General features: G+C 63.1%; 25 protein-coding genes and 1 pseudogene. 11 read left to right on the plus strand and 15 right to left on the minus strand.

Annotated features, from left to right (window positions below; genetic code table 11):
- The first annotated feature begins 41 nt into the window (after window positions 1-41).
- Genes NFJ07_RS04785 through NFJ07_RS04795 form a run of 3 tightly spaced genes read left to right on the plus strand, consistent with a single transcriptional unit; the run spans window position 42 to window position 3,386 of the window.
- Window positions 42-170 carry a hypothetical protein gene (locus tag NFJ07_RS04785; RefSeq protein WP_269992874.1) on the plus strand — a complete coding sequence of 43 codons (129 nt, stop codon included), beginning with the start codon at window positions 42-44 and terminating at the stop codon, window positions 168-170.
- Window positions 167-946: an ABC transporter ATP-binding protein gene (locus NFJ07_RS04790; protein ID WP_269992875.1), complete on the plus strand. Its 780-nt coding sequence runs from the start codon at window positions 167-169 to the stop codon at window positions 944-946. The genes NFJ07_RS04785 and NFJ07_RS04790 overlap by 4 nt, the downstream gene beginning before the upstream one ends.
- Complete coding sequence (locus NFJ07_RS04795; RefSeq protein ID WP_269992876.1) at window positions 903-3,386, plus strand: FtsX-like permease family protein; 2,484 nt, start codon at window positions 903-905, stop codon at window positions 3,384-3,386. The genes NFJ07_RS04790 and NFJ07_RS04795 overlap by 44 nt, the downstream gene beginning before the upstream one ends.
- Window positions 3,387-3,389: 3 nt before the next feature.
- Here the strand turns inward: NFJ07_RS04795 and NFJ07_RS04800 are convergent, their stop codons facing one another.
- The gene (locus tag NFJ07_RS04800) at window positions 3,390-4,211 is read right to left on the minus strand and encodes a general stress protein (RefSeq protein ID WP_269992877.1); all 822 of its coding nucleotides are present in this window, start codon (window positions 4,209-4,211) and stop codon (window positions 3,390-3,392) included.
- Window positions 4,212-4,287: 76 nt separating this feature from the next.
- On the opposite strand from NFJ07_RS04800, the gene NFJ07_RS04805 reads away from it, so the two are divergent.
- From NFJ07_RS04805 to NFJ07_RS04815, 3 genes are read left to right on the plus strand one after another with little or no spacing between them, the layout of a single operon-like run.
- On the plus strand, window positions 4,288-5,571 hold the full coding sequence (locus tag NFJ07_RS04805; protein WP_269992878.1) for a magnesium transporter MgtE N-terminal domain-containing protein: 1,284 nt from the start codon (window positions 4,288-4,290) through the stop codon (window positions 5,569-5,571).
- Window positions 5,572-5,620: 49 nt separating this feature from the next.
- Complete coding sequence (locus NFJ07_RS04810; RefSeq protein ID WP_269992879.1) at window positions 5,621-6,265, plus strand: DUF1003 domain-containing protein; 645 nt, start codon at window positions 5,621-5,623, stop codon at window positions 6,263-6,265.
- Between the two features lie 11 nt (window positions 6,266-6,276).
- Window positions 6,277-7,404 carry an Mrp/NBP35 family ATP-binding protein gene (locus NFJ07_RS04815; protein ID WP_269992880.1) on the plus strand — a complete coding sequence of 376 codons (1,128 nt, stop codon included), beginning with the start codon at window positions 6,277-6,279 and terminating at the stop codon, window positions 7,402-7,404.
- 3 nt (window positions 7,405-7,407) lie between these two features.
- Here the strand turns inward: NFJ07_RS04815 and NFJ07_RS04820 are convergent, their stop codons facing one another.
- From NFJ07_RS04820 to sigE, 3 genes are read right to left on the minus strand one after another with little or no spacing between them, the layout of a single operon-like run.
- Window positions 7,408-7,791, minus strand: coding sequence for a twin-arginine translocase TatA/TatE family subunit (locus tag NFJ07_RS04820; protein WP_269992882.1), 384 nt, complete (start codon window positions 7,789-7,791; stop codon window positions 7,408-7,410).
- Between the two features lie 31 nt (window positions 7,792-7,822).
- Window positions 7,823-8,704 (minus strand): hypothetical protein, encoded by an 882-nt coding sequence (locus NFJ07_RS04825; RefSeq protein ID WP_269992883.1) that lies wholly within the window; start codon window positions 8,702-8,704, stop codon window positions 7,823-7,825.
- A 36-nt stretch (window positions 8,705-8,740) separates the two neighbouring features.
- Entirely contained in the window at window positions 8,741-9,385 is a 645-nt protein-coding gene (gene sigE, locus NFJ07_RS04830) for an RNA polymerase sigma factor SigE (RefSeq protein ID WP_269992884.1), read from the minus strand.
- A 259-nt stretch (window positions 9,386-9,644) separates the two neighbouring features.
- Here sigE and NFJ07_RS04835 point away from each other — a divergent pair, with 259 nt between their 5' ends.
- On the plus strand, window positions 9,645-10,277 hold the full coding sequence (locus NFJ07_RS04835; RefSeq protein ID WP_028264931.1) for an O-methyltransferase: 633 nt from the start codon (window positions 9,645-9,647) through the stop codon (window positions 10,275-10,277).
- A 75-nt stretch (window positions 10,278-10,352) separates the two neighbouring features.
- Here NFJ07_RS04835 and NFJ07_RS04840 read toward each other — a convergent pair whose 3' ends face one another.
- From NFJ07_RS04840 to dapE, 5 genes are all read right to left on the minus strand, one after another.
- The gene (locus NFJ07_RS04840) at window positions 10,353-10,520 is read right to left on the minus strand and encodes a DUF3117 domain-containing protein (protein WP_009357720.1); all 168 of its coding nucleotides are present in this window, start codon (window positions 10,518-10,520) and stop codon (window positions 10,353-10,355) included.
- A gap of 230 nt (window positions 10,521-10,750) precedes the next feature.
- Entirely contained in the window at window positions 10,751-12,004 is a 1,254-nt protein-coding gene (locus tag NFJ07_RS04845; protein ID WP_442865287.1) for a hypothetical protein, read from the minus strand.
- A complete protein-coding gene (locus NFJ07_RS04850) occupies window positions 12,001-12,336 on the minus strand; it encodes a DivIVA domain-containing protein (protein WP_269992891.1) in 336 nt (111 codons plus the stop codon). The genes NFJ07_RS04845 and NFJ07_RS04850 overlap by 4 nt, the downstream gene beginning before the upstream one ends.
- A gap of 37 nt (window positions 12,337-12,373) precedes the next feature.
- A complete protein-coding gene (locus NFJ07_RS04855; RefSeq protein WP_269993092.1) occupies window positions 12,374-13,174 on the minus strand; it encodes a TIGR00730 family Rossman fold protein in 801 nt (266 codons plus the stop codon).
- Between the two features lie 164 nt (window positions 13,175-13,338).
- The gene (dapE, locus tag NFJ07_RS04860) at window positions 13,339-14,463 is read right to left on the minus strand and encodes a succinyl-diaminopimelate desuccinylase (RefSeq protein ID WP_269992893.1); all 1,125 of its coding nucleotides are present in this window, start codon (window positions 14,461-14,463) and stop codon (window positions 13,339-13,341) included.
- A gap of 86 nt (window positions 14,464-14,549) precedes the next feature.
- Between dapE and dapD the strand changes: the two genes are divergently transcribed.
- Window positions 14,550-15,575, plus strand: a complete 1,026-nt coding sequence (gene dapD / locus NFJ07_RS04865; protein WP_269992894.1) for a 2,3,4,5-tetrahydropyridine-2,6-dicarboxylate N-succinyltransferase — start codon at window positions 14,550-14,552, stop codon at window positions 15,573-15,575.
- Between the two features lie 11 nt (window positions 15,576-15,586).
- Window positions 15,587-16,429 carry a hypothetical protein gene (locus tag NFJ07_RS04870; protein ID WP_269992896.1) on the plus strand — a complete coding sequence of 281 codons (843 nt, stop codon included), beginning with the start codon at window positions 15,587-15,589 and terminating at the stop codon, window positions 16,427-16,429.
- A gap of 54 nt (window positions 16,430-16,483) precedes the next feature.
- Here NFJ07_RS04870 and NFJ07_RS04875 read toward each other — a convergent pair whose 3' ends face one another.
- Together NFJ07_RS04875 and NFJ07_RS04880 are read right to left on the minus strand one after the other, a co-directional pair.
- Window positions 16,484-17,095, minus strand: a complete 612-nt coding sequence (locus NFJ07_RS04875) for a hypothetical protein (RefSeq protein WP_234748340.1) — start codon at window positions 17,093-17,095, stop codon at window positions 16,484-16,486.
- Window positions 17,096-17,158: 63 nt separating this feature from the next.
- On the minus strand, window positions 17,159-17,785 hold the full coding sequence (locus NFJ07_RS04880) for a TetR/AcrR family transcriptional regulator (RefSeq protein ID WP_269992898.1): 627 nt from the start codon (window positions 17,783-17,785) through the stop codon (window positions 17,159-17,161).
- Window positions 17,786-17,900: 115 nt separating this feature from the next.
- Here NFJ07_RS04880 and galE point away from each other — a divergent pair, with 115 nt between their 5' ends.
- Window positions 17,901-18,914: a UDP-glucose 4-epimerase GalE gene (gene galE / locus NFJ07_RS04885; RefSeq protein ID WP_269992900.1), complete on the plus strand. Its 1,014-nt coding sequence runs from the start codon at window positions 17,901-17,903 to the stop codon at window positions 18,912-18,914.
- Between the two features lie 78 nt (window positions 18,915-18,992).
- On the opposite strand, the gene NFJ07_RS04890 is transcribed toward galE, so the two are convergent.
- The 3 genes from NFJ07_RS04890 to fdxA form a co-directional block, all read right to left on the minus strand.
- Entirely contained in the window at window positions 18,993-20,276 is a 1,284-nt protein-coding gene (locus tag NFJ07_RS04890) for a citrate synthase (protein ID WP_028264945.1), read from the minus strand.
- Window positions 20,277-20,506: 230 nt separating this feature from the next.
- On the minus strand, window positions 20,507-21,655 hold the full coding sequence (gene dapC / locus NFJ07_RS04895; RefSeq protein WP_269992901.1) for a succinyldiaminopimelate transaminase: 1,149 nt from the start codon (window positions 21,653-21,655) through the stop codon (window positions 20,507-20,509).
- A 15-nt stretch (window positions 21,656-21,670) separates the two neighbouring features.
- Complete coding sequence (gene fdxA / locus NFJ07_RS04900; protein ID WP_018776555.1) at window positions 21,671-21,997, minus strand: ferredoxin; 327 nt, start codon at window positions 21,995-21,997, stop codon at window positions 21,671-21,673.
- Between the two features lie 137 nt (window positions 21,998-22,134).
- Here fdxA and NFJ07_RS04905 point away from each other — a divergent pair, with 137 nt between their 5' ends.
- Window positions 22,135-22,377, plus strand: a complete 243-nt coding sequence (locus NFJ07_RS04905) for a putative acetyltransferase (RefSeq protein WP_269992908.1) — start codon at window positions 22,135-22,137, stop codon at window positions 22,375-22,377.
- A 70-nt stretch (window positions 22,378-22,447) separates the two neighbouring features.
- On the opposite strand, the pseudogene NFJ07_RS26020 reads toward NFJ07_RS04905, so the two are convergent.
- Window positions 22,448-22,681 (minus strand): annotated as a pseudogene (locus NFJ07_RS26020) (type IV toxin-antitoxin system AbiEi family antitoxin domain-containing protein); the annotation flags it as partial.
- Between the last annotated feature and the right edge of the window lie 32 nt (window positions 22,682-22,713).

Below are 22,713 nucleotides of genomic sequence, written 5' to 3' on the forward strand. Positions count from 1 at the left end.
GCGCAGCACCAATTGAGATCCCCCCTTTTGGTGCTGTTGCCATGAGTAGCCCGCCCTTGGCCGTTTGGGACGTCATCGAGTTGGAGCTTCTCACCGGAGACATCGGAGAATGGGAAATGTGGATTGAATGTGACCGGGTGCTCCCGCAGGTCTGGGCCGTCGAGCCATGACCGGCAACTTTCCCGCCATTTCCCTCAAAAACGTTCGTCGCCACTATGACGACGGTGCCGGAAACGAGAAAGCTGCACTAGACATTGTTGAGCTGGAGATCCGCCCGGGTGAACTGGTTGCCGTCATTGGCCCATCTGGATCCGGCAAGTCAACCCTGCTCCAATTGGTCGGTGGAATCGATTCGCCAACTGCGGGAAGTATCGACGTATCAGGCCTCTGCGTCTCGGGGATGGACGAAAAACAGAAGACAATCTTCCGACGGGAGAATGTTGGATTCATTTTCCAGGCATTTCATCTTGTTCCAAGCATGACGGTGGTGGAGAACGTCGCGTTGTCATCGATTGTTTCCGGTCAAAGAGGCCTTCGTTGGCGCCCAGATGCACTGGTGCTGCTCGATCAGCTCGGACTCTTTGAATATGCCGATAGATTTCCCGATCAATTGTCAGGCGGGCAACGTCAGCGGGTCGCCGTAGGTCGAGCGCTATTCGGGACTCCCAGCGTCGTCCTTGCCGATGAACCGACAGGAAGCCTCGACTCAAAGAATAGGGACATTGTTCTCCGTCTGATTCGCGACGCGATTGGAGACGATAGTCGCACCAGCGGACTGATGGCCACCCATGATCCACATGCTGCGAGTTATGCCGACCGGATCATTGCGCTGCGGGACGGGAAGATCATTGATCAACTTCACCTGACCCTCAATGCACCACATCAGGAGGGAGATTCTCACCATGATGAACGCGTTCGCTCGTGGTTTGCGGCAACTTCGCTTTGATTTTCCCCGATATGGAGTGGCAGCGGTTGCGCTGGTGTTCGGCGTTGCGCTCATTTTCGGCACTCTGCTCACATCGAAAAGCATCAACGATCAGCTCTCGCAAGGGATTGGTTCGCTATCAGGCATAGGCGACGTCGCGGTGGTGCCTGCTATTCCCGGGACCACGGTCCCGGAGAGCGCAGGGAGGGCCGTAGCGGATCTCCCTGGCGTTGCGACGTCGATTCCGACTCTGGCTCAGAAATCGAGCGTCCGGCCAGCGGGAACCCTTGGCACGAGCCACCCCCTGACGGTTACGGGTTACCCCACCACGTTCAACACAGAGCTTCAACTCATAAGGCTCGAGCTTCGGGGCGGACTTCCTGCCGTAAACAAGCCCGAGGCCCTGGTTCCGGCTGACATCGCTTCGCGCTTAGGTGTGGACGTAGGCGATTCTCTGGTGGTTGCGTCGAGCGACGGTACCACGCAACTTCGCGTCGCAGGCGTGTTCAAGAGCAGGGTTCTTGGTCCGTTGGCGTACGACAACATTTTTGTCGATTTATCCTACGCCCAGATGATATTCAACCAGCAAGGCCAAATATCAAGAGTTGACATCCAGTTGGCGGCGGGACACTCCGCGGAACGCTGGCAGAGCGAGTATTCGTCCAGCCTGCCTCCTCAGTTCAAATTACAGGACACTTCTGCCCTTGATTCGACCCTCGGTCCCCTCATCACGGTTGTTTCGCTTATCTTGATGATCGCGTCCGGCACCGTTCTGGGCATCTCGATCCTCCTATCAGCGACGGCCTTCCAGTCCGTCGTGAATGCCCGCCGGCTGACTTATGGTGTCATGCGAGCTGTCGGCGCGCGCGGTTCCTGGCTGGCAGCCGCCGTCTTGTGCGAGGCGCTGTTGCTCGCGTTCGCGTGCTCGTTGGTCGGGTTGGGGCTTGGGTTTGGCGTCAGCTGGATCCTCAACCAAGGCCTATCGTCGATCGGCAACATACCTCCAGCAACCGTGGCGGTCGAACTTTGGCAAGTTCTGCTTGCCATCCTGAGCGGGGTCGCTGCGGGCTGCGCCGGGGCGGCTCGGGCCATAGTGAAAGTGCTACGTCAGGCCCCTCTTACGGCCATCTCGCCTGAAGGCGCGGAGCGCAGGTCTGGGCAGAGACTCCGTGCCGCCGTCTGCATCATGCTCCTCGCATTCGGAATCGGCAGCTACTGGCTCGACTCCGTCGTCGTAAAGCTCGTAGGTTTCGTCCTATCGCTGGCCGCCGCGGGTCTCCTTGCTCCGATAATTCTCGTGGTCTTCACCAGGCTACAGATCTTCAAGGGGTGGACAGGCAAGGCTGCGGCTCAACGTCTCCGCAAACACGCATCGCTCGACTCCACGACGGCCATCATGGGCGTTGTCGTCTGCCTGGGTGCGGCCCTTGTGATCGGGGTCGGCTCTGTAAGGAGCGCAATGATGGAGCAGATTGGTCGTCAATTCGGGGCCGACATTCAAATATCGTCCACGACGCCCATCACTGAAAAATTGGACGAACGCCTGGGGTCCATTCAAATGATCAACAGGGTTTCAGACACAGTTTGGGACCACGGAGCATTGCAGTTCCAGGGAACCCCGAGCCAGGTTGCAATCCTGGCTGTCGATCCAAACAGCTACTTCGCCACGGCTCAGCTTCCATGGCGCCAGGGAAGTGACGGGTCTGCGCCCCTAGCCCTGAAGAAGGGAGGTGCGGTCATCATTCCAGAAGCTCTCGCCGCCAGCCGCGATATTTCCTTGGGCGACACCGTCAGATTAGATCGGGCGGGGAAGACCCTCTCGCTTCGCCTTGTCGGGACGTTTGCGTCCTTGGCAACCGGGAACCAAGTGGTGATGAGTCGTGACTCGGCAGCCGAGCTCGGAATTACTGGATCCAACGGCTGGAACGTAGAAGCGAAGCCGGGTGTCGACGTCACAGCGCTCCGGGACGTCATCGCTGATTCAGTTGCCGACATCCCCGGGGTCTCGGTGATCACGGCCGCCAAAATGAAGGAACGCGCAGAATCAGAGCTCGGTTCGTACGCCGGAGCTGCCTTCGGCATCGTTGTGCTTGCGCTCAGTCTCGGCGCGGTGGGCGCCGCCGGCCTGCTCTCAGTCGGCGTCGCTCGTCGGGAGAAAGAGTTCGGGATGCTGCGCGCGATTGGTGCCACCCGGGGCGACATAACGAAACTCGTTGCCGTTGACGCGATCTTGCTCGGAATTGCGGCGTTGGCAGGGGGTCTTCTCGTTGGTCAGTTGGCTGGGTGGGTCCTGGCCCAGCTCGTCGCCGGGGCACTTGGCGTGACGCTGAGTCCTACAGTTTCCGTCGTGGCATTCAGTGGAATCGCAATTGTCACCTTGACTGCGTTATGCCTGGCGGCGATAGGACCGAGCCGCAGGGCGGCTCGAATAGAGCCGGTAGCTGCCCTGAGCACCGAGTAATAACTACTGCTTGGCCGCATCCTCGCCGTTGGCAGCCTGCTCGCCGTTTCCGGCGTCGTCCACCCGGACGCCGTACTGCGGCCGGCCGTCGGGAAGGTCCGGGTAGCGCACACCGGTGGTTGGCCGCGCGGCCTCGACCGGGGCATCAGCAACAGGCTGGGCGGGCTCGCCGGCCGTTCCCTGCACTGCCTCGGGTCCACGCTGGCCGTAGGGGTCCTGCCAGGAAGCTGGACGTTCCGGGGCCGGGCCCTGTGGTGCACTTGGGTGGACCGGCGGGTTCCGGTAGTCCTGCGGCGTGTATGCCTGCGGCGGCCGGCCGAAGGCTGCCTCGGAGGGATTCATCGGCAATTGGTGAAGGAGACGGCGGGCTTCCTGCGATGCTTCGAGCGCGACAATGACGTCATAGTTCGTCGCCACTACCTGGCTGGTGGAGGTGAAGTCCCGCTTCCCGCGCTGGGCAGCGTAGGTGACGATCCCAAAGAGCATGAAGAATGCCGCACCCATGAGGACTGACGTCACAATCGAGAAGGGGCCGCCGGCCGGGGTAAAGAACGAAAGCATGACGCCCACGAACAGGCCGAACCACATACCGCTCAGGGCGCCGGACAAAGCTACCCGGGGGTAGCTGAGCCGTCCCGTTACCCGCTCCACCATTTTGAGGTCGTTTCCGACAATGGAGACATGCTGGACGGGGAACTGCTGGTCGGCAAGATAATCCACCGCCTTCTGGGCATCGAGATAGGAAGTGTAAGAGCCCACGGTGTCGCCCTTGGGGACGCTGCGGGATTCCTCCGTGGCCTTAGGGGCACCGAAAATGTTCGCCATACCCCCATTCTGTCCCATACACATGTGAACCGGCTGAAATTCAGCTAAAAGAGAGCAGACTCGGTAGCCTGTAAGGGTGAGCACAAATCCTTCACGCATCTTTGTTGCGCGCTTGCTCGGCCTCGACGTTTTCGACCCCCTGGGCGATCGCCTGGGCCGGCTGCGCGATGTCGTGGTGCTCTCGCGCGGCTTGCGCGGGGCCCCGCATGCAGTGGGTATCGTCGTCGAGGTTCCGGGCAAGAAGCGCGTCTTCGTTCCGATGACCAGGCTGACGTCCATGGACCAGAGCCAGATCATCTGCACCGGTTTGGTCAATCTGCGGCGCTTCCAGCAACGCGGTGCCGAGCAACTGGTGGTCGGCGAGCTCTTTGACCGCAAGGTGACCCTCAAGGACGGCAGCGGCGACGCCATCATCGAAGACATCGCCATGGACCAGCAGCGCAACGGTGACTGGCTGGTCTCCAAACTTTTCGTTAGACGCGGCACGTCTACCTCCAGGCTTCGGGGGCTGCGCCGCGGGCACACGCTGCTGGTGGATTGGGCGGAGACGCTGCAGGGCTCCGAGAACGATCCCCAGGGTGCCAGTCACTTCGTTGCCACCCACGAGGACCTCAAACCGGCCGATTTTGCGGACGCTCTCCAGGAGATGTCGGACAAGCGACGGATCGAGGTGGCCAGCGAGCTCCAGGACGAACGACTCGCCGATGTGCTCCAGGAATTGCCGGAAGAAGACCAGGTGACGCTCCTGTCCGCCTTGGACAACGAACGCGCGGCCGATGTGCTGGAAGAAATGGACCCGGACGACGCCGCAGACCTGTTGGCGGACTTGCCTTCCGCGAAGGCCGAGGAACTGCTGCTCCTGATGGAGCCGGACGAGGCTGACGACGTCCGCCGGCTCTTGCAATATGACGAAGACACGGCCGGCGGCCTCATGACCCCGGTGCCCGTTATCCTGCCCCCGGAAGCTACGGTCGCTGAAGCGCTGGCCCATGTGCGCAGCGAGGAACTCTCCCCCGCCCTGGCCTCGGCCATCTTTATCTGCCGCCCGCCGTTGGAGACCCCCACGGGACGATTCCTCGGCGTCGTGCATATCCAGCAATTGCTCCGCAGCGCCCCGCCCGAACAGCTGGGCAGCATCGTTGACAAGAACCTGGAGCCCGTTTCCGATCACGCCAGCGTCAGCGAGGTCAGCCACACCATGGCCTCCTACAACCTCAATTCCCTCCCGGTCGTGAACAGCGCCGGTCGCCTAGTAGGGGCGGTGACTGTTGATGACCTCTTAGACCATTTGCTCCCGGACGACTGGCGAACCCACGAAGACGGAGCCCCGATCATGAAACTAGGAGGCCGAATTGGCTGAGAAGCCCACCAGCGGAGGACTGGACACCCCGCTCGAGCTGCGTTCCCGCATGCTGCCGAATTTCGGCAGCGATCCCGATGCGTTCGGCCGATTTGCCGAGCGCTTCGCCCGCTACATGGGCACGGCGAACTTCCTGTTCTACATGACGATCTTTGTGATCGTCTGGATCGCGTTCAATGTTGTTGGCTTGTTCGGCTTCCAATGGGATCCCTACCCGTTCATCCTCCTCAATCTTTTCTTCTCGACACAAGCCTCCTACGCTGCGCCCCTGATCCTGTTGGCCCAGAACCGCCAGGACGACCGCGACCGCGTGACAATCGAGCAGGACCGCGCCCGTGACGAGCGCAACCTGGCTGACACCGAATACCTGACCCGTGAGGTCGCGGCTCTTCGCATCGTCCTGCGCGAGGTCGCTACCAGGGACTACGTGCGTGCCGAGCTCCGTTCTTTGTTGTCGGACCTTATCGAAGCCCAGGAAGAGTTTCGTCCGAACAATTCCGATGGCTCGAACAACGGCGAGAAAGCCAAGGACAAAGTCAAGGACAAGCGCAACAAACAGCGCAATCCCCCCACGCAGCAGATCCCCAAAATCCACCCTGCGCATTCCAGCGCCACGCAACCTGAATCCGGGCTCTCTACCGTCGGCACCTCGTCGGGCCCGCTTTCAGGTCCGCCCACCCAGCCTGAAAGCTGAACATCCACCCCATGAGCACACCATCTGTCGAGGCCCTCAACGCTGCCTTGGCAACCGTCATCGATCCCGAACTGCGCCGTCCCATCACCGAATTGGGGATGCTGGATTCGGTAGAGGCCAGTCCGGACGGAACCGTCCGGGTTGCGGTGCTGCTGACCATCGCGGGCTGCCCCCTGCGTGAAACCATCACGGCCGACGCCACGGCTGCCCTGACGCGGGTTCCGGGCGTGACGGGCGTCGAGGTCGAGCTCAAGGTCATGACGCAAGCGCAACGCGATGCCCTCAAGGAACGGCTGCGCGGCGCTGGCGGGCAACGCGGAATCCCCTTCAACGAACCGGGCTCCCTGACGAAGGTCTTTGCCGTGGCCAGCGGCAAGGGCGGTGTGGGAAAGTCCTCGGTGACGGTCAACCTCGCGTGTGCCCTTGCGGCGCAGGGGCTGCGCGTGGGAATCGTCGACGCCGATGTCCACGGTTTCTCCGTCCCGGCACTCATGGGAATCACGCAGCAGCCCACACGGGTGGACGACATGATCCTCCCGCCCGTGGCCTTCGGCGTGAAGGTGATCTCCATTGGCATGTTTGTTTCCGGGAACAAGGCAGTGGCGTGGCGTGGGCCGATGCTGCACCGTGCACTGGAGCAATTCCTCACGGACGTCTATTTCGGCGATCTGGATGCCCTGTTCCTTGATCTTCCGCCCGGCACGGGCGACATCGCCATCTCGGTGGCGCAGTTGCTTCCCAACGCCGAAATCCTCGTGGTGACCACCCCGCAGGCCGCGGCAGCGGATGTTGCCGAGAGGGCCGGAACCATCGCAACGCAGACGGGCCAGAAGCTTGCCGGAGTCGTGGAGAACATGTCCTTCCTGGAGATGCCCGACGGCGGCAGGATGGAATTGTTCGGAAGCGGCGGCGGGCTGGTGCTGGCTGAGCGGTTGAGCGCCGCCGTCGGAACCGACGTGCCGCTGCTGGGACAGATCCCCTTGGACATCCGTCTGCGCGAAGGCGGCGACGCGGGCCGCCCCGTGGTGTTGACGGATCCGGAGACGGCCGCCGCACAGGCACTTCAGGGCATCGCGGACAAGCTCAACGCCAAGCCGCGCGGCCTGGCCGGAATGTCCCTCGGGATCCAGCCAAAATAGCTTTTAGGTGGCCTCAGAGTCGAAGGGCGCCTTTTCACCGACGGAAAGCCGTTCAACAACCCGCTCGGGAGCTTTCGGCGCGGCGTCCACGGCTGCTACAGCGACAGGGGCACCGGCGCTGACAGGCTTCGTGTCGTCGTCGAGCAGCGCTTCCTTGATGATCCGGCGCGGATCGTACTGGCGCGGGTCATACTTCTTCCAGTCGACTTCATCGATATCGATGCCGACTTCTTCCTTGATCTGTTCGCGGGCACCGGACGCCATACGCCGCAGTTCCTTGACGATATTCGCCAACTTCCGCGTGTATTCGGGCAAGCGGCTGGGACCGATCACGATTACGCCGATGATCAGCAGGATCAGAAACTCCGGGCCATTGATTCCAAACACGTATCGAAGATTACCTTGTCCGTCAGCCCGCTCAGAAACCTGCCAGGCCGGCCAGGGCATGGAGTCCCCGCTGCAGCCGTTCATTCCAGGTCTCTGCGCTGTTTTCGGCGGGCCGGGCAACCACCAGCGAATCGCCCGCCTTCACGAGCTCAGGAACGGCTCCCGCAGCCTGATTGGCGGGCATGTCAGAGGAATAGCGCAGCACGGCCACGGGCGAGGAGTAGACGGCCTGCCACGGGGCCCCCTGGGTGATCGACAGTTGGGTCCCCGACGTGCTGCTGCCTTCCAGGTGCTGCTCCACCAGGGTGGCATGGTGGTCACCGTCGCTGAGGTACAGCTCAACGGCGGGGTGCCCGTCCTGCATCAAGGCCCGGGCGGAAACCACATGGTATCCCATGCTTGTCATTTCGGGACATGCCCAGCCGTCTTTCCGCAGTTCCGACAACTGCTGCTCGCTCAGGCTCACCGTCCCTGCCACACTGACGGGCAGACTCAGCTGCGAACCTGTAATGGGAAGTTGCTCTCCAGCGTTTCCGGGAACGGTTGCACTGACCAGGGTCCGGACTTCCTGCTCGCCGCGGTTCGACGCCTGCGGCGCAACTTCACCGCCGAGCGTGTAGGCCGCAACCGCCAGGATTCCGGCGCTCACGGCGAGTCCGCCGGCCGTGGCGCTGACAAGCCGGATACCGTGCCATACGCTCCGCTGGGGCGCAGGCCGCTCAGGAAAATCGGATTGCGCCAAGCGCTGGGTGTGTTCGATCAGCCTGTTGGTGAAATCCTGGCTGGCCTCGGGGACGGCGGCACGGCGAAGCCGTTCCAGGTACTGGCGTTCCCGCAGGACTGCGGCGTGGCATTCAGAGCATTGCTGCAGATGGCCGGGGGCGCGGCTGTGCCGGATATTTCCCCGGGGCAAACCACCGCGTCGTCCTTTCAGCAGACCCATCGGCGGCTAAAGGAGACCGGCGATGCGCGGCATCTTGAGCCGTGGTTTGCGGGCCTGGACGGGACGCGGATCCCGGTGCGCCAGCTTTTCACGGAGCATTGTCCGTCCGCGGTGGATGCGGGACCTGACGGTCCCCAGCTTCACGTCAAGCGCTTCGGCAACTTCGTCGTAGGAAAGGCCTTCAAGATCGCAAAGCACGACGGCGGCACGAAAGTCCGGAGGCAGTTCTTCCAGGGCGCGCTGGACATCGAGATCTAGGTTGTTCAGCTCGAAGCTCTGCTCCGGACCGGGTTCATGCCCGGGCAGCCGCGATTCGGCGTCTTCGGCCAAGGCATCGAAGCGTATGCGGCTCTTCCGACGGGCCTGGTCAAGGAACAGGTTGGTGGTGATGCGGTGCAGCCAGCCATCGAGTGTGCCTGGCTTGAAGTTTTCAAGCGAACGGAAGACCCTGACGAAGACTTCCTGGGTGAGGTCCTCGGCGTCGAACTTGTTTCCCGTTAGCCGATAGGCAAGGCGGAAGACCTTGGCGGAGTGGTTCTCCACCACTTCCTCCCAGCTCGGCCTGACCCATTCTTCGGCGGGCGGGGCCGTGTCGGTGGAACTCAGGACCGCTGCCGTTGTCTGGACTGGCGCAGCATTTGATGCCCGCATCGTCCGCTCCCCTCAAACTGTTTGTCATCCTGCCGGTCACTCAGGAATTCGTTGCCGGCCCTCACTTGGATGGCTGGATATACATCATCCCAGTGTTGCCTGAGATTTTGCTGATCGAAGGCACGCTTTTCCCGCAGAGCGAACATCGTCCGGAGGACAGCGGGAGGACACAGAATTGCGGGCCGCAGGCGTCCGGGCTGGGCGGCCCGTAGCCAGTAGTCTGGAAGCAATACCCCTCTGCCTGGAAAGCGAACCCCTCATGAGTGCCGACAAGTCAACAAGCTGGTCCTATGCAGAAGACCTGCCTGCCGAGGACGACGTGTTGCTTCGCGCCCGTGAACGCTCCTTCGAGCTGGGCGTTACTCCTGTCAGCCCGGGCGTTGGTGCCGTCCTGACCGTCCTTGCCGCGGCGTCGAAGGCCCAGACGGTTGTAGAGGTCGGATCCGGGGCCGGCGTCTCCGGCGTGTGCCTGCTGCGCGGCCTCAGCCCGCAGGCTGTCCTGACCACTATCGACGTCGACGTCGAGCACCTCAAGGCCGCCCGTGAGGCCTTCCTGGAATCCGGCAGTCCGGCGAACCGGACCCGGACCATCTCCGGGCGTGCAGCCGACGTCTTGCCGCGCCTCACCGATTCCGCTTACGACCTCGTGTTCATCGACGCCGACAAACCCAACTTTCCCGGCTACGTTGAGCAAGCCATCCGGCTGCTTAAGTCTGGCGGAACGCTGGTCATCAATGACGCCCTGGACAAGGACAAGGTTTCCAATCCTGCCGCCAGGGACAGCACCACCGTGGTGTTGCGCCAGATCGGCAAGGCCATCCGCGACGACGAACGGCTCTCCTCGGCGATGCTTCCCACCGGCGACGGCTTGCTGGTAGCGGTCAAGAAGTAACCGTCCGGCGTTCGCCTTCAGGGTTAAACATGAAAGCAGGGCGCCGGCTCTTCTGCCGGGCCCTGCCCAGTGAATCTATTCGGTAACGCCTACGAGGCATTCCTTGAGGTTCGCCGCCTCTGCTGCGTTGAGCTCGACCACCAGCCGTCCTCCGCCTTCGAGCGGCACACGCATGATCAGGCTGCGGCCCTCTTTGGTTACTTCCATAGGGCCGTCGCCAGTACGTGGTTTCATAGCCGCCATTAGGAAAATCCCCTCCAGTTGTCCCAAATCCCGCCAACCCGGCCGGGCTGGCTCCGCGTGGAATATACGGCGTCGACAGTCATGGCTGTTCAGTCGTCGTCGCCGGGCACCCGAGAGTGCCTTTGTCCTTGCTTGTGTCTATTATCTCGTAATTACCCGCCCGTAGCTAATTGATGGACTTTTCCCGGCGGGCCGCGATCGCGCTTGAACAGGCGAAAGGACGCGCGGCATCACGGAGGATAGTCGCCGCCGCCCGGCAGCTGTGCCCACGCCCACAGCCAGACAATCCATACGATCTGGAGGAGGAAGAACATGACCACCACGGTGCCGCGGTAGGCCTTCGAGCGGGACAACCAAGCGGCGCTGAGCGCCAAGGGGAACAAGGGCAAGAGCATACGGAACGTACTCGTCTGAGGGTGCAGGAAGACCAGAAGATAGCCCATGTAGCACGTGCACCACAGCCTCAGTTCGGTGCCCAAGGCCTGGACTGGTTTGCTCAACATCAGCAGGGTAAAGAGCGCAACGAAGACGAACGGCGCCAGAATACCGAGTACCGGGCCGAAGAGCATTTGACCGGTCTCGAACCATGGCTTGAACGGAACGAGGTCATCCCCGCGCCAAACTGTTTCGGTCTTGGTGTAGGCCAGCGGATCCCCCGTGACCGCCCAGGCAATGGCCGGCCAAGCGAGAGCCCCGGCAACGCCGACCACCACAAGCGCGGCCAGCGATCCAAGTTCCCGGAGCGTCGGAATGGACCCGGCTGGCTCTGGGCGGCGCCCAAACCTCTTCCACAGGTTGTTGAGCAAGAGCAGCCCCGCCATAGCCGCGAAGGGCACGCCGGTGGGTCGCGATAGGCACATGAGCAAGACCACGGGCATCGCGGCAAGGTACTTGCGGCGCACCACAAGCAGAAGCGAACCAGCCAGCAGCAGGGTATTGAGAGATTCCGCGTAGGGAACCTGCAGGATGGCTGAGACGGGGAACATCGAGAAGAAGGTCACTGCCCACAGCGCCGCGGTACGCCCGGCGAATTCCCTGAACAGTTTGTAGAGCACCAAGGCCGCCCCAAGCCCGGCCACCACGGCAATGAGCGTCAGGGCCGGCAGCGTCGCCAATCCGGTGAAGGCACCGAGGGCCCTGGCAAGGTAGGGAAACAGCGGATAGAACGCCCAGGAATTTTCCGCGACACCGCCGTTCGCATTGACCGGCAAAACGGAAGGATAACCGTTGTTTGCTGCTTCGGCGTACCAGCGTCCATCCCAGATCGTGATGAAGTTCCAGTAGTCGGGTGCGGGCGGAAACCACGGATTGACGCCCTGCTGCAACGCAGCAGCCATGAAGATACAAGCACTGACGAGTCTCGAGGCGATGAAGATGAGGGCGACCTGGACCCACCACGGCCAGCTCGCGGCATGGGCCACGACGCGGCGCAGTCTTGTGGCCAGGCGTCCCCTCGGGGTCCGCGTTTCGACTGGCTGGGTCACTCTTTTGGTTCTTCCTGGTTCCCTGCTGCTTCAAGGGCCAGTTTCAGCCGTTCGATTTCCCTCTCCTGGGAGGTCAGCTGATCCCTCAGCTCATCGAGCACCTCGTCCACTTGGTCCATCCGGTAGCCCCGCAGGCCAAGGGCGAAACGCACGCGGTCGACGTCGGACGCTTTGGCTCCGGCCGGTAGCAGGACCGGCGGCAGGTTCGGGACGGGTTCATCCAGGCCGGCGCCGGTGTCGCGGCTGGATCTCGCCATTCCGGCGCCGAGGAACAACACGGCACCGATAATGACGATCGCGAGAAAGACCAGAAAAAAGCTCACAACAACCATCGTGCCAGACTCAGCTGAGAGCTCAGGACTGGCAACGTTACTCGGGGCGCTGGTCGCCGTTGGTCGAGGGTGGCCGCGGGATTCCGTGCAGGACACGGTGAACGGCGTCCGCGGGATCGTCCACAAGCTGGATGAGGTCCAGGTCCTTTGCGGAGACCATGCCTTCGGCCACCAGGGTCCCCTTGATCCATTCGATCATCGGGCTCCAGAAGTCGACCCCCAGAAGGACGATAGGGAATGATGTCACCTTGCGGGTCTGCACCAGAACCATGGCCTCAAACAGTTCGTCCAGGGTTCCGAGGCCGCCCGGCAGGACGATGAACCCTTGTGCGTACTTGACGAACATGGTCTTGCGGGCGAAGAAGTACCTGAAGTTGATGCCAAGGTCCACCCACCGGTTGAGGCCTTGTTCAAAGGGCAGCTCGATTCCCAGTCCAACGGAAACGCCGTTGCCTTCGACAGCGCCCCTGTTGGCGGCTTCCATGGATCCCGGGCCACCGCCGGTAATAACGGCGACGCCGGCTTCGGCGAGGTGGCGGCCCACCTGCACGCCCATATCGTAATAGCCGGTGCCCGGCTTGGTGCGGGCGGAACCAAAGACGCTGACAGCGGGGCCGAGCTCAGCGAGCGCACCGAATCCTTCAACGAACTCACTCTGGATCCGCAGGACCCGCCACGGGTCGGTGTGAATGAAGTGGTCGGCTCCGCGGGTGTCCAGGAGTCGCTGGTCCGACATCGGCATTGTGGCCTGTTTGCGCCGAAGCTCCAAGGGTCCTTTGTGCTTGGCTGGCGGCTCCGGGGCAACGGCCGGAGCTGACGGCGCCGATCCGTTGCTCATCGCCTTGCCATTGGCGTCTGGACTAGGAACTTGGGGCTGGATGGTACTCATTGACCTAGGCTAGCGCGGATGGTGGCGGACTGTGCCGCAATCGTGGGCGTGGCCCGTGGGCTGGGTTCTGGAACGCAGCCCGCGGGCCACACCCACGATCCGAAGCAGAAAACTCAGTCAGCCAGCCACGACCGCAGCGCACGGAGGCACTCACGGATGGCGTCGGCGTCGACGTGTTCGTTGTCTTTGTGCGCCAGAAGCGGATCGCCCGGCCCGAAGTTGACCGCGGGAACGCCCAGCTCGCTGAAGCGCGCGACGTCGGTCCAACCGTATTTGGGTTTGGGCTCGGCACCGACGGCGGCAACGAAGGACGCGGCGGCCGGGTGGTTGAGGCCGGGCCGCGCTCCAGCGGCAGCATCGGTGCGGACGACGTCGAAGCCCTCCAATAGTTCGCGGACGTGGGCTTCGGCCTGGTCAGGTGTCTTGTCCGGCGCGAAGCGGTAGTTGATCTCCACGACGCAGCGGTCCGGGATCACGTTTCCCGCGGTGCCGCCGTTGATCTTCACGGCATTGAGGCTTTCCCGGTAGTCCAGCCCGTCCACGTTGACTGTGCGCGGTTCGTAGGCTGCCAAGCGGCTCAGGATGGGTGCGGCGGCATGGATGGCGTTGCTGCCCATCCACGCCCGGGCGGAGTGGGCCGCTTCCCCGACTGTGGTGGCTTCGAAGCGGCTCGTGCCGTTGCAACCGCCTTCCACCGTGCCGTCGGTGGGTTCGAGCAGGATCGCGAAGTCCCCCTCGAGGAGATGGCCGTGGTTCCGCACCAATCGGCCGAGACCGCTCTTGACCGCTTCAACTTCCTCATGGTCGTAGAAGACGAAGGTGACGTCTTTTCCTGGCTCGGCGCCGCCGTCGAACATGGTTGCGGCGAGCGCGAGCTGCACTGCGACCCCACCCTTCATGTCAGTTGCTCCGCGTCCGTACAGGTTTCCCGTCCCGGGGACGCCGGACTCCCACGTGGCGGGCACGGTGCCGAGCGAACCTTCCACGGTGGGCAACGGCACGGTATCGAGGTGGCCGGCCAAGATCACCCGCTCCGGGCGTCCCAGCTCGGTCCGGGCGATGATGGCGTCACCGTCCCGCACAAGCTGCAGGCCAGGGATCGTGCGGAGGGCGGATTCAACGGCGTCTGCAAGCGCGGCTTCGTCGCCGGACACGCTGTTGATGTCCATCAGCGCCGCGGTCAGCACGGCAACGTCTTGCCGGATGTCAAGAAGGATCGGAGTAGTTTCAACGGTCACCTGTCCACTGTATCCCGAGCGAATTGCGACCCCTTCGGTCCACACACGGTTTCAAAGGAACCAGCGGCTCTCGATAGACTTGCGCCATGACTGAAACCGCTGCCTCTGCCGCTCTCGATAGCGCTTCCGCAAACGATCGTTCCGCCTATGGCTTTGGCCTGGCCACCATCGCCACCTCCGACGCCGGAGAAGCGACAGTGCTGGACGTATGGTTTCCGGCGCCGGCACTGGGCGAAGCGGCCGAATCCCTGCGTGCCGTGGAGCACGCCGACGAATCGCTGACCGCACTTGCGGCTGACAGCCACGACGCCGACCGCCGGACCGAGCAGAAAGTGGTCTTTGCCCAGATCAACCTGGACGAGGCCCCCGCGGACACCGTTGACGCCTACCTGCGCCTGCACTTGCTCTCGCACAGGCTGGTCAAGCCCAACAGCATTAACCTGGATGGCATCTTCGGCAAGCTCCCCAACGTTGTCTGGACGAACTTCGGCCCCGCCGCAGTGGACGGCTTCGAATTGACCCGTGCCCGCCTGCGCAAGCGCGGCGCCGTCACGGTCTACGGAGTGGACAAGTTCCCGCGCATGGTGGACTACGTCCTCCCCACCGGCGTCAGGATCGCCGACGCCGACCGCGTCCGCCTTGGCGCTTACCTTTCCGAAGGCACCACGGTCATGCACGAGGGCTTCGTGAACTTCAACGCCGGCACGCTCGGCACGTCCATGGTGGAAGGCCGGATCTCGGCTGGCGTTGTTGCCGGTGACGGCACCGACGTCGGTGGCGGCGCCTCCATCATGGGCACCCTCTCCGGTGGCGGCAAGGAAAAGATCGCCCTGGGTGAGCGTGTGCTCCTGGGCGCCAACTCCGGTGTGGGCATCAGCATCGGCGATGACTCCGTGGTTGAAGCAGGCCTCTATGTCACGGCCGGCACCCGCGTGCGCATCCCCGGCCCGAAGGACGCCAACGGCGAGGACACCAGCAGCATCATCAAGGCTGTTGAGCTCTCCGGCGTGCCGAACCTGCTGTTCCGGCGCAACTCCACCACTGGTGAAGTCGAGGTCCTCCCCCGCAAGGGCCAGACGGTGGAACTCAACGAAGCCCTCCACGCCAACTAGCTGATATCTGGATGCGCCGTCTCCGACGCACCATCATCTTGTTGCTGGCACTTGCCTTGGTGGCTGGCGCCTTCTACGCCGTGGTGACTGTACTGCAGCGCTCCGACACCCTGGTTACGGAGCGCTGCATCGCCGTCGTCGGCTCGGATTCATACGAGTTGGCGACGGACCAAGCGGCGAATGCCGCCCTCATCACCGCCATTGCGGTGCAGCGAGGGCTGCCTCCGCGCGCGGCCACGATCGCTGTGGCCACAGCCATGCAGGAATCCAAGCTTCGCAACATCGGCCACGGTGACGAGGTCGGCCCCGATTCGCGGGGACTATTCCAGCAGCGCCCGTCCCAGGGGTGGGGCACCGAGGCCGAGGTCATGGATCCCGTCTACGCGACAAACGCCTTCTATGACCACCTAGTGAAGGTGCCCGGCTACGAAACCATGGCGATCACGGATGCGGCGCAAGCGGTTCAGCATTCCGCGTACCCCCAGGCGTACGCGCAGCAGGAAGCGATGGGCCGGGCCTACGCGTCGGCGCTGACGGGACATTCCGAGAGGGCTCTGGACTGCACGCTCCGCGCCGCGGACGCTGCCGGTGATCCGAACGCCGTTGTGGCAGCCCTGACGACGGCGTTCGGCTCCCTGCCCGCGGTGGCCCAGGGCCGCACGGTCCAGTTGAACATTACTGGTGCGCAGGCGTGGGCTGTGGCCCAGTGGGCAGTTGCGAATGCAAAGGACCTTTCCGTGACGCAGGTTGACGTGGCTGGTGCCACCTGGAACCGGCAGGACCACAAGGGCTGGCAGGATTCAGCGGCCGCATCGGGACCCGTGACCATTACGGTTTCGGCTCCGAAGACGTAATGCCTGGCTGCGGCCGGGCCGCGGGCTTCGGACATCGATTTCAGGCCGGGTGCCTCAGACCAGTAGCTCAACCACTGGCTGGACGTAGCTGCGGAAGATCTCCGGCTCGGACAAGAGCCGGTGGCTCATGATCATTTTGTCCGGCTCAAGGTACCAGGCCCTTGGCTCGTTGAGCGGCAGTTCGATGATTGTCAGCTCGAAGTCCCGGGAGCTCCGTCCGACTTCCAGCAGCCGGTCCTCCACCATGTCCCCCAGAAGCAACGTGGCGCCGCTCGCTTCGCGTTCGGCCTCCAGTTTTTCGTACTCTTCAAGGCGTTCACGGGCCCACGTGAGGGCGGCCCCGAAGTGTGCCTGCAGTACCCGGCGGAGGGCAGGCGAGTTGCCGAAGGCGTTGAATCCCGGGGGTGAGAGCTCCGGAGCGGCATCCGGATACGCCCTCAGCAGCTGCTCCCACCAAGCCTCCCACTCTGTCTTGAGGGCCGGCACCCCGCCCACCTCGGCAGTGAGGTGCGTGTGGTCAGCGTGTCTGACTTTGGGTGTGGCGTGGGACAACGTCGGCGTACCGGCTCCGTCCAATCCAGCAACGTCTCTCAGATACAAGGCAATGAGCATCGGTCCGGAGGTGTCCATTGTGATCCGCCACCCCTGACCGCCTGTGTCATGCATCCGATTGCCTCCCTTGGCAGGTGCCCGCTCAGGGTTCCAGTCTATTCCCGATGAGCCTTGACGTTAACGGTTGGACGGGAGCGCAACAAGAGTGTCCAGATGCGCGGTCAGAACGTCGCGGCAGACTTCGGCTGTCATCCACTCAGGCTGCAGCAGGGCATGCATGCACAGTCCGTCGAGGGTCGCCAGGAGGCGCTCGGCCTCGGTCACCAGACGGTCCTGGCCGGATCCGCCGTCGGGCATCAGTCGCATCACCAAGCGGCCGACGACGGCGGCCACGGCACGGTGGCTGCGTGCGGCTTCTTGTTCGAGCACCGGCCGGATCCGGGCCGCGTGCCGGAATGCCATCCACACGCAGGCATCGACGGCCAGTTCTTCGTCGAGCGGCAGGAATTGACCCAGAAGGGTTAACACGGCGGCGTCGTGTTCCGCCGAGCCCGACTCCAAGGATTCGACGACGGCGAACGCTTCTTCAAGCCGCCCGGCGATCCTGTCGATGACCACGGCAAAGGAATGGACCAGCAGTTCATCGCTGCTGGCAAAGTAGTGGCGGACCGAGCCAACGGCAAGCCCGGCTTCGTCGGCCACCTCCCGCAAGGAGGCACGCTCCAGGCCATCCGAGGCGATGATCCTGAAGACGGCTTCGACTACTTCCTGGCGCCGGGCTCCGGCATCAACAATCTTGGGCACAAATCTTTTTAGCACAAACGTGCTTGAACCGTGCCGTCCGGCGCACGGGAACTGCGGGACTGTGGCCTACGCAACACTGAGCGAGCATGTACCAAGTTCGGCTAGCGTTGCTTGCATGAGAATTCTTGTCACGGGTGGCACCGGCTACATCGGATCGCACACCGTCCTGTCCCTGTTGGAAACCGGACACGAAGTGGTCGTGGTGGACAACCTCGTGAATTCAAGCGAAGAGTCCCTGCGCCGCGTGGGTGAACTGGCGGGAAAGACCGCAGCGTTCCATCAGGTGGATCTGGTGGACGAGGCCGCGGTTGAGGCCGTGTTCGACCAGCACAGCATCGACGCCGTCATCCACTTCGCCGGGCTCAAGGCGGTGGGCGAATCCGTGCAGGAACCCCTGAACTACTACTACAACAACATCGTTGGCACGTTGAACCTGCTCCGCGCCATGGACAAGCACGGGGTCCGCTCGATCGTCTTCAGTTCCTCCGCAACGGTCTACGGCGAGCACAACCCCATCCCCTACATCGAGAAAATGGAGATCGGGGCGAACAACCCCTACGGCCGCACCAAGGAGCAGATCGAGGACATCCTCACTGACCTCGGTGCCGCGGACGAGCGCTGGCACATCGCCTTGCTGCGCTACTTCAACCCGGTGGGCGCACACCCCTCCGGCAGGATCGGCGAGGACCCGCAGGGCATCCCCAACAACCTGGTTCCGTACATCGCCCAGGTTGCCGTCGGCCGCCGCGAAAAGCTCATGGTCTTCGGTGGAGACTACGACACCCCGGACGGCACCTGCCTGCGGGACTACATCCACGTCGTCGACCTCGCCGATGGCCACGTCGCCGCCCTGGACTACGTTGCCGAGCGCCCCGGCGTGCACCGCTGGAACCTTGGCTCCGGGAAGGGCACGTCCGTACTGGAAATGCTCCACGCCTTCGAACAAGCCGTGGGTCACCCGCTGCCGTACGAGATCGCGGGACGCCGCGCGGGAGACCTGCCCGCATTCTGGGCCGATGCTTCCTCAGCCCTGGCGGACCTGAGCTGGTCCACCACGAAGACCGTGGACCAGATGTGCGAAGACCACTGGCGCTGGCAAAAGAACAACCCCCTCGGCTACAGCTCTTAAAGAGCAACGCGGGGTCACTTACGGCCCATAATGTCCCTCGGGACGGGCCGTAAGTGACCCCGCGTTGGCTTAGATCGCTTAGATCGCCGGGTAGTCGCGCTCCGGCTCTCCTGTGTAGAGCTGCCGCGGACGGCCGATCTTCGTCTGGGGATCGTTGATCATTTCGCGCCACTGGGCGATCCAGCCGGGGAGTCGGCCAATCGCGAACAGCACGGTGAACATCTTCTCGGGGAAGCCCATGGCCTTGTAGATCAGGCCGGTGTAGAAGTCGACGTTCGGGTAGAGCTTGCGCTGGATGAAGTAATCGTCAGCCAGGGCCTTCTCTTCGAGGCGCATCGCGATGTCCAGGAGCTCGTCGTTGCCGCCGAGCTTGCCCAGGATCTCGTGCGCCGTCGCCTTGATGATCTTCGCGCGGGGGTCGTAGTTCTTGTAGACCCGGTGTCCGAAGCCCATGAGGCGGACGCCGTCCTCCTTGTTTTTGACCTTCTCCATGTAGTCCTCGGGCTTGACTCCGTCGGCCTGGATCTGGCGCAGCATCTTCAGCACGGCTTCGTTGGCGCCACCGTGGGCAGGACCGAAGAGGGCGTTGATGCCTGCGGAAACGGAAGCGAACAGGTTTGCGTTCGAGGAGCCCACGAGGCGGACGGTCGACGTCGAGCAGTTCTGCTCGTGGTCGGCGTGCAGGATGAGCAGGAGATCCAGCGCCTTGACGACGACGGGGTCCAGCTCGTACTGCTCTGCCGGCAGGCCGAAGCTCAGGCGCAGGAAGTTCTCCACGAGGTTCATGGAGTTGTCCGGGTACAGCATGGGCTGGCCGATGGACTTCTTGTGGGCGTAGGCCGCGATGACCGGCAGCTTCGCCATGAGACGGATGGTGGAAACTTCCACGTGTTCCGGGTTGAACGGGTCCAGGGAGTCCTGGTAAAACGTGGACAGCGCGGAGACAGCCGAGGAAAGCACCGGCATCGGGTGCGCGTCACGCGGGAAACCGCCGAAGAAGCCCTTGAGCTCTTCGTGGAGCAGCGTGTGGTGGCGGATCCGCTGGTCAAACGCGTCCAGCTCGGTGGGCGTGGGAAGGTTGCCGTAGATCAGCAGGTAGGAAACTTCCAGGAAGCTTGAGTGCTGGGCAAGCTGCTCGATCGGGTAGCCGCGGTACCGCAGGATGCCGGCGTCGCCATCGATGTAGGTGATTGCCGACGTGGTGGCGGCAGTGTTCATGAAGCCGGGGTCATAGGCGACGGCGCCCGTCTGCTTCAGCAGCTTGGAAACGTCGTATCCTTCGTTCCCTTCTACAACCTTGATCCGCGGGAGCTCGAGCTCTCCGCCGGCATGGCGCAGGGTAGCGCTGGTGGTCTCAGTCATGGAGTCCCCTTCATGAGGCTCTTGGCCTCGGTCGAAAGCTTGATCCAACCAAAATCTGGTGACTCCAACCGGGAGCCTGCAGGTGCAGGCGCCATCGGCCGGACTGCCTTCGTGAAGAAAGCCACCATTGATAGTCAGTTAAAAGCTACCGCCAGTAAGCGGGACAAACTAATTCACAAACTACGGTTACTGGCGGAATGACGCGCCCTGTGCGGCAAGTCACATCATTGTTACCGTGCAGTGTTCAAGCGTTCCACGGCCGCATCGATGCGTTCGTCCGTGCCCGTGAGCGCCACTCGGATGAAACCATTGCCTGCGTCTCCGTAGAACACGCCGGGCCCGACGACGATCCCCAGGTCAGCGAAACGCTGAACTGTGTCCCACGTTGCCTCCCCCGCAGTAGACCACAAGTACAGGCCCGCTTTGGACTCGTGGATCTCCAGGCCGAAGTTCCGCAGTGCTGGCAGGAGCCGTTCACGGCGGCCGCGGTAGAGATCCTTTTGGGCGAGCACGTGGCCGGCATCGCCGAGGGCGATGCGCATGGCTTCCTGGACCGGGAAGGGCACGATCATGCCTGCGTGCTTGCGGCTGTTGACCAGATTCGCCACGATCGACGAGTCACCGGCCACAAAGGCGGCACGGTAGCCGGCGAGGTTCGACTGCTTGCTGAGGGAGTAGACGCACAACAGACCGTCCGTGGATCCCCCCGTGACACGCGGATCAAGGACGCTCGGCACTGCCTGGCCGCCACGCTGGGCATCCCATTCGCCCCAGCCGAGTTCGGCATAGCATTCATCCGACGCCACGACTGCGCCGATCTCGCGCGCCTGGGCCACGATCTGCCTGAGGGATTCGACGTCGCGCACGCTGCCTGTGGGGTTGCCCGGGGAATTGATCCAAATGAGCCGGACCCTGGCGCGGGTGGCTGAGTCCAGTTCGTCCAAGCTGTCTGCGGCGACAGCAGTGGGTCCGGCGAGCATGGCGCCGATGTCGTAGGTCGGGTAAGCCACGGTGGGGCGAACCACGACGTCGCCTGCGCTGAGTCCCAGCAGGAACGGCAGCCAGGCTACCAGTTCCTTGGAGCCGACCGTGGGCAGCACGTCCCGGGGATCGATCCCAGGAACCCCGCGACGGCTGGCAAACCAGCCCGACACTGCCTCACGAAGAGCTTCCGTTCCGTGGACCGTCGGGTAACCATGTGCGTCAGCCGCCCCGGCGAGCGCCTCGCGGACCAGCTCCGGCGTAGGATCCACGGGGGTACCGATGGAGAGATTGACTACCCCGCCCGGGTGTTCCGCAGCCTTGGCCACGTACGGCGCCATAGCTTCCCAAGGGTAGTCGGGCAGGTTGAGGCCAAAGGCGGGGGCCGCAGAAATCAAAGGAAGCAACCGTTCTTAGTGGTCTTGGTTCTGCGGAGGCAGCGCGGCGATGAAGGGGTGGTCCTTGCCGGTGTTGCCGATCTTGGCAGCTCCGCCTGGGGAGCCAAGGTCATCGAAGAACTCGACATTGGCCTTGTAGTAGTCGGCCCATTCCTCCGGGGTGTCGTCCTCGTAGTAGATCGCTTCCACCGGGCACACGGGTTCGCAAGCTCCGCAGTCCACGCACTCATCCGGGTGGATATAGAGGGAACGTTCGCCTTCGTAGATGCAGTCAACAGGGCATTCTTCAATACACGCCTTGTCCTTGACGTCCACACACGGCTGCGCGATTACGTAGGTCACGTCCCTTGCCTCTCCACAGTTGTCCCGGACAATTCCCGGGTAGTACCACCGGCCCTGTGGCCGGTACATCGAATTCTGTAGCCCTATTATCCCCTAGCCGGAACTTACCAAACTACAGGGCGTCATAGTATGAACAGGTGACCTTGCCCCGGCCCCAGGATTTCCTGCTCAACACCATCTCCGGAACACGTGTAGTTGTCCGATACCGGCTGGAAAACGGCTTCACCGATGCCCTCGGCTACTTGCTCTCCGTCACCGACGGTGCCTGCACCATCCGTACCCGACAGTCCGACGTCGAGATCCCGCTGGCCCTTGTAGTGGCGGCAAAAGAGGTCCCCCCTCCGCCGCCACGCCGGGGTGCGCGCACAGCCCGCGAGTAACCCCGCACTCCAACTGCCCCCACCCACCGCCTGCACCGACCAGCGTTGGATTCGCGCCCGGTCGGGCGTAGACACCGCGAGCCACCCGGGCGACCAGGCCTCTGGCCATCGCGGCCTTCAGCTGAAAATCGGACACCCCAGCCGCAGCGAGATGCTTAGCCCGCGCCACGCCGTCGTACTCTGAAATGACCTCACTGATGTTCACCATGCCGCCATCGTCCCGCGCCGTGAGCACCGCACGGAAGTTGCGAGTTGCCATATGTGGACAACTTTCTGTCCAGCCCTGGCTCTTAGCACTGCGCATGTTCCGCAATGACCAATGAGCATGCGCTCCCT

Origin of the sequence: Arthrobacter sp. B2a2-09 (assembly GCF_027587375.1) — a bacterium.
In the GTDB taxonomy this organism is placed as follows: domain Bacteria; phylum Actinomycetota; class Actinomycetes; order Actinomycetales; family Micrococcaceae; genus Arthrobacter.

Coding starts and splice junctions, on each gene's coding strand:
- NFJ07_RS04785 (WP_269992874.1), top strand. CDS start 42: ATGAGTAGCCCGCCCTTGGCCGTTTGGGACGTCATCGAGTTGGAGCTT.
- NFJ07_RS04790 (WP_269992875.1), top strand. CDS start 167: ATGACCGGCAACTTTCCCGCCATTTCCCTCAAAAACGTTCGTCGCCAC.
- NFJ07_RS04795 (WP_269992876.1), top strand. CDS start 903: ATGATGAACGCGTTCGCTCGTGGTTTGCGGCAACTTCGCTTTGATTTT.
- NFJ07_RS04800 (WP_269992877.1), bottom strand. CDS start 4,211: ATGGCGAACATTTTCGGTGCCCCTAAGGCCACGGAGGAATCCCGCAGC.
- NFJ07_RS04810 (WP_269992879.1), top strand. CDS start 5,621: ATGCTGCCGAATTTCGGCAGCGATCCCGATGCGTTCGGCCGATTTGCC.
- NFJ07_RS04815 (WP_269992880.1), top strand. CDS start 6,277: ATGAGCACACCATCTGTCGAGGCCCTCAACGCTGCCTTGGCAACCGTC.
- sigE (WP_269992884.1), bottom strand. CDS start 9,385: ATGCGGGCATCAAATGCTGCGCCAGTCCAGACAACGGCAGCGGTCCTG.
- NFJ07_RS04835 (WP_028264931.1), top strand. CDS start 9,645: ATGAGTGCCGACAAGTCAACAAGCTGGTCCTATGCAGAAGACCTGCCT.
- NFJ07_RS04840 (WP_009357720.1), bottom strand. CDS start 10,520: ATGGCGGCTATGAAACCACGTACTGGCGACGGCCCTATGGAAGTAACC.
- NFJ07_RS04850 (WP_269992891.1), bottom strand. CDS start 12,336: ATGGTTGTTGTGAGCTTTTTTCTGGTCTTTCTCGCGATCGTCATTATC.
- NFJ07_RS04855 (WP_269993092.1), bottom strand. CDS start 13,174: ATGAGCAACGGATCGGCGCCGTCAGCTCCGGCCGTTGCCCCGGAGCCG.
- dapD (WP_269992894.1), top strand. CDS start 14,550: ATGACTGAAACCGCTGCCTCTGCCGCTCTCGATAGCGCTTCCGCAAAC.
- NFJ07_RS04870 (WP_269992896.1), top strand. CDS start 15,587: ATGCGCCGTCTCCGACGCACCATCATCTTGTTGCTGGCACTTGCCTTG.
- NFJ07_RS04875 (WP_234748340.1), bottom strand. CDS start 17,095: ATGCATGACACAGGCGGTCAGGGGTGGCGGATCACAATGGACACCTCC.
- galE (WP_269992900.1), top strand. CDS start 17,901: ATGAGAATTCTTGTCACGGGTGGCACCGGCTACATCGGATCGCACACC.
- NFJ07_RS04890 (WP_028264945.1), bottom strand. CDS start 20,276: ATGACTGAGACCACCAGCGCTACCCTGCGCCATGCCGGCGGAGAGCTC.